Raw genomic sequence first — 4,233 nt, forward strand, 5'->3', positions numbered from 1 at the left:
GCCACCCATAACTCAGCATAGCGATCAAAACTGATCCGGGTCGCCTCTAAAGCCGCAGACGCGAGGTTCTGCGCCGCGTCAACATGTAGGCCGACCGGACTAAAAGGGATAAGCCTTTCACTGTCTTATGAGGGATTGGTCAAAAAATATTGATCTTTGACCGGATTTTGCGCCTTTGCGTTCAGCCATGCTGCCCCGTATCGATTACGGGGCGGCGGTGGCAAAGTGGCACTGTAGCCGCCTGTGCGATGCCGATGACATAGCTTTTCTGCGAGCCGTTGTCATGGTCTGGGGTAGGGCGCAGGGGACGCCACCAGTTGCAATTAGGGAACCAGAACGCCGCCAGCTTGTTGGTGACGCAGGATGATAGCACGAAAGGAATACCAGATGGATACAGCATGGATCGTTCCGATGCTGGCGCTTTGCACGCTTGGGGCCGTTTGCATCTTTGCTTTGATCAGCAAAGAGCGGACGGAGGAACGCAAGCACGACCCGTTTGCCCCGAAATCGACTTTGGCCAAGGATGGTCCGCAGGGCGGAGTTGCCTTTCTGATGCCGCTGGACGAGCGCGTGCCACGCAATCTGAATGTAGCCCCAGTTCTGGAATAAAATGTTCTCGAATACGGCGTTATGAATAAAAATCGGGGCTGGCGGCGTATGCCACCAGCCCCGATTTTTGCGCGACGATAAGGATTAGTTCCGCGCTTTATCAACCATTTTGCCTTTGGAAATCCACGGCATCATGTCGCGCAGCTTTTTGCCGACCAGTTCGATCTGGTGTTCGTCGTTCGAGCGACGCGAGGCTTTGATCGTCGGCTGGCCAACAGTGTTTTCCAGCATGAAATCGCGGACGAATTTGCCGGACTGGATGTCGGACAGCACGGCTTTCATGCGGGCTTTCGTCTCGTCATACGGCAGGATGCGCGGACCCGAGACGTATTGGCCGTATTCTGCGGTATTCGAGATCGAGTAATCCATGTTGGCGATGCCGCCTTCATAGATCAGATCGACGATCAGTTTCACTTCATGCAGGCACTCGAAATAGGCCATTTCCGGCTCGTAGCCAGCTTCGACCAGAGTCTCAAAGCCCATGCGGATCAGTTCAATCAAGCCACCACAGAGAACGGCTTGTTCGCCGAACAGGTCGGTTTCACATTCTTGACGGAAGTTGGTCTCGATGATGCCGGAGCGACCGCCACCGATACCTGAGCAATAGGACAGGCCGATTTCCATCGCCTTGCCGGTTGCATCGGTATGTACCGCGACAAGGCAGGGCACGCCGCCGCCTTTGGTGTATTCGCCGCGCACAGTGTGGCCGGGGCCTTTGGGGGCCATCATGATGATGTCGACGCCCTTCTTCGGCTCGATCAGGCCGAAATGGATGTTCAGGCCGTGGGCGAAGGCAATCGCCGCACCTTCACGGATGTTGTCGTGGACATATTTCTTGTAGGTCTCAGCCTGCAATTCATCGGGCATGGTGAACATGATCAGGTCGGCCCAAGCGGCGGCTTCGGCGATGCCCATGACCTTCAGGCCTTCGCCTTCAGCTTTCTTGGCGGAGGGCGAGCCTTCGCGCAAAGCCACAACAAGGTTCTTCGCGCCCGAATCGCGCAGGTTCAGCGCATGGGCGTGGCCTTGAGAGCCGTAGCCGAGGATGGCTACTTTTTTGTCTTTGATGATGTTCACATCGCAGTCACGGTCGTAATAAACGCGCATTTGGGCGCTCCTTCTTGGTTTGATGAGCGCAGCATAGGGATTTCCACGGTGTTTCGCGTGCATTGTTTGACTATATTTGCGGTTTGGTGGATGGATCATGCGCGCCATTATAGATCGGTGATAAAATCATGCAGCTTGATGAGGCCGACCGTCGGATTTTGCGTCATCATCTTAGCGAACCTGCGTTAACGCGCAGCGCACTTGCCGAGCGGGCCGGGGTGACGCAGGCCACCTTGTCGCGGCGGTTGGAGCGGTTGGCGCAGGCCGGGGTGATCGGGGTGGCGCAGGCGCGGATTGATTGGCGCAAACTGGGCTATGAGGTGGAGGTTTCGTTGCGCTTCACGCTGGATAAAACCAATCCGCGCGCGTTTGACGAGTTCATTGCCGCCGCGCGTGAGGTGCCGGAAGTGGTGGCGATTGAGACGTTTTTGGGTCGGGTCGATGTGCGGCTGAATGTGATAGCAACGGATATGGCGCAGTATCAACAGGTGTATCGGCAGCGGATTCTGGCTTTGCCGCATATCTCTGAGGTCGATGCGCTGATGTTGATTGCGACGATCAAGGATTCGGAAGGGTTGCCGTTGTGATGGATCTGGATGATCTGGACCGTGCGATTTTGCGCAGCCTGTCGCTGGATGCCGGGGTCTCGGCGGGGGAATTGGGGCGGCGGTTGGGCTTGTCGCAGCCTGCGACGTGGCGGCGGGTGAAGCGGCTGGAGGCAGCGGGGGTGATCGCGGGCGCGCGGGTGGACGCGGACCGCGCGGCGTTGGGCTTTGGCGTGACGGTGTTTCTGGGGGTGAAGCTGGCCACCAAGGGCCGGGTTTCGCTGGAGGATTTTGAGCGGGCGGTGATGGCTATTCCAGAGGTGCAGGTGGTGCAGCACGTTTTGGGCCTGTTCGACTACCGGTTGCGGGTGGTGGCGCGGGACATTGCGGATTTTGAGCGGGTTTTGCGCCGTAGGATCATGACTCTGCCAGGGGTGGGGCAGGTGGAGGCGAATGTTTTGCTGACCGAGGAGCGGCGGCCGGGGCCGTTGGGGTAGCGGGTTTTCAAGATTTTCCGAAAGCAGTCTTCTGTGAAAAGCACGAAGGAGGTGTCGGTTTTCGCGCTGCTCTGGCGGAAATTGGCGCTAGATTGCGGGCAAAGCTTTGCAAGGAGTGCTGCGATGAAACTGCCACATGCCTATGTTGACCCGGATGGTTTGGAAGAATTCTCGGTGGTGTTCACCGATCGGTCTTTGAACCACATGTCGGCGAAGTTTCAGGGGGTGATGCGCGAGGTCTCGGGGCTGCTGCGCGAGGTTTATAACGGCGCTGCGGTGGCTTTGGTGCCGGGAGGCGGCACTTATGCGATGGAATCGGTGGCGCGGCAGTTTGGTCAAGGCTCGGCTTTGATCATCCGCAATGGTTGGTTTTCATATCGCTGGAGTCAGATTTTTGAGGCGGGGGGATTTGCGGAACCCACAGTTGTGATGGCGCGGGCGAGCGGGAACGGTGCGCAGGCGGCATATGCTCCGCCTGCGGTCGAGGAGGTTTGCGCGAAGATTCGCGAGATGCGCCCGGATGCGGTGTTTGCGCCGCATGTCGAGACCTCCAGCGGGATTATCCTGCCGGATGATTACATCGCGGCGGTGGCTTCGGCGGCGCATGAGGTGGGCGCGCTGATGGTGCTCGATTGCATCGCGTCGGGCTGCGTTTGGGTGGATATGCAGGCTGTTGGGGTGGATGTGCTGATCTCGGCCCCGCAGAAGGGCTGGTCGGCGTCTCCGGCGGTCGGGATCGTGGTGATGAGCGCGCTTGCGGAGACGCGGTTGGCGGAAACCACGTCGAACAGTTTTGCGCTGGATTTGAAGAAATGGCGCAGCATCATGGCTGCTTATGAGAGTGGCGGCCACGCCTATCATGCCACGATGCCGACGGATGCGATCGTGGGGTTCCGCGATGCGATGTTGGAAACCCGCGCGATGGGGTTTGCCGAAGCGAAAGCGGCGCAGTGGGAGTTGGGGAGCGCTGTGCGGACGATTTTGGCCGAGAAGGGCGCGGCTTCGGTTGCGGCGGCAGGGTTTCAGGCTCCGGGTGTGGTGGTGAGTTTCACCGAAGATCCGGCGGTGCAGAATGGCGCGAAGTTCCGCGCTTTGGGGATGCAGATTGCTGCCGGGGTGCCGTTGCAGGTCGGCGAGGGAGAGGCGTTCCGCACCTTCCGGCTGGGGTTGTTTGGATTGGATAAGCTGGCGGATGTGGCGGCGACTGTGGCGCGGTTGCGGCGCGGGGTGGATGCGGTTTTGTGAAGCGCTGATCTGCTGTTACAGCTGCATTTTTTCCCCGCTGGGAACGACTTGTGGTTAATGGCAGATTTTTGGCGGTTTCATACAATATCTTGTGGTTTTTTGGGATCGTCACGGCTCTGTTGCACAAATCAGCCTGAGGTCGAGTTTTCCCTTCCGCTGGACAGAGTCATCCCACACGTTGAGTTTGCGGCGTTCCAAGTGCCGTAAATCGGTTCAGGATCGCCGCCCTG

The 4,233-nt window shown here is 58.6% G+C and carries 5 protein-coding genes; 4 read left to right on the forward strand and 1 reads right to left on the reverse strand.

Annotated elements, in window-relative coordinates:
- Positions 1-387: 387 nt before the first annotated feature.
- On the forward strand, positions 388-609 hold the full coding sequence (locus ACP7AP_RS24005; RefSeq protein WP_426038413.1) for a hypothetical protein: 222 nt from the start codon (positions 388-390) through the stop codon (positions 607-609).
- Between the two features lie 84 nt (positions 610-693).
- Here the strand turns inward: ACP7AP_RS24005 and ilvC are convergent, their stop codons facing one another.
- Positions 694-1,716 carry a ketol-acid reductoisomerase gene (ilvC, locus tag ACP7AP_RS24010; RefSeq protein ID WP_426038415.1) on the reverse strand — a complete coding sequence of 341 codons (1,023 nt, stop codon included), beginning with the start codon at positions 1,714-1,716 and terminating at the stop codon, positions 694-696.
- Between the two features lie 128 nt (positions 1,717-1,844).
- On the opposite strand from ilvC, the gene ACP7AP_RS24015 reads away from it, so the two are divergent.
- The 3 genes from ACP7AP_RS24015 to ACP7AP_RS24025 all read left to right on the forward strand — a co-directional run bounded on the left by ACP7AP_RS24015 (position 1,845) and on the right by ACP7AP_RS24025 (position 4,003).
- A complete protein-coding gene (locus ACP7AP_RS24015; protein WP_426038417.1) occupies positions 1,845-2,303 on the forward strand; it encodes an Lrp/AsnC family transcriptional regulator in 459 nt (152 codons plus the stop codon).
- A complete protein-coding gene (locus tag ACP7AP_RS24020; RefSeq protein ID WP_426038419.1) occupies positions 2,300-2,758 on the forward strand; it encodes an Lrp/AsnC family transcriptional regulator in 459 nt (152 codons plus the stop codon). Before ACP7AP_RS24015 ends, ACP7AP_RS24020 begins: the two co-directional genes overlap by 4 nt.
- 123 nt (positions 2,759-2,881) lie before the next feature.
- Positions 2,882-4,003, forward strand: a complete 1,122-nt coding sequence (locus ACP7AP_RS24025; RefSeq protein WP_426038421.1) for an aminotransferase class V-fold PLP-dependent enzyme — start codon at positions 2,882-2,884, stop codon at positions 4,001-4,003.
- The last annotated feature ends 230 nt before the right edge of the window (positions 4,004-4,233 follow it).

Source organism: Cypionkella sp. TWP1-2-1b2 (assembly GCF_049896245.1).
GTDB lineage: Bacteria > Pseudomonadota > Alphaproteobacteria > Rhodobacterales > Rhodobacteraceae > Cypionkella.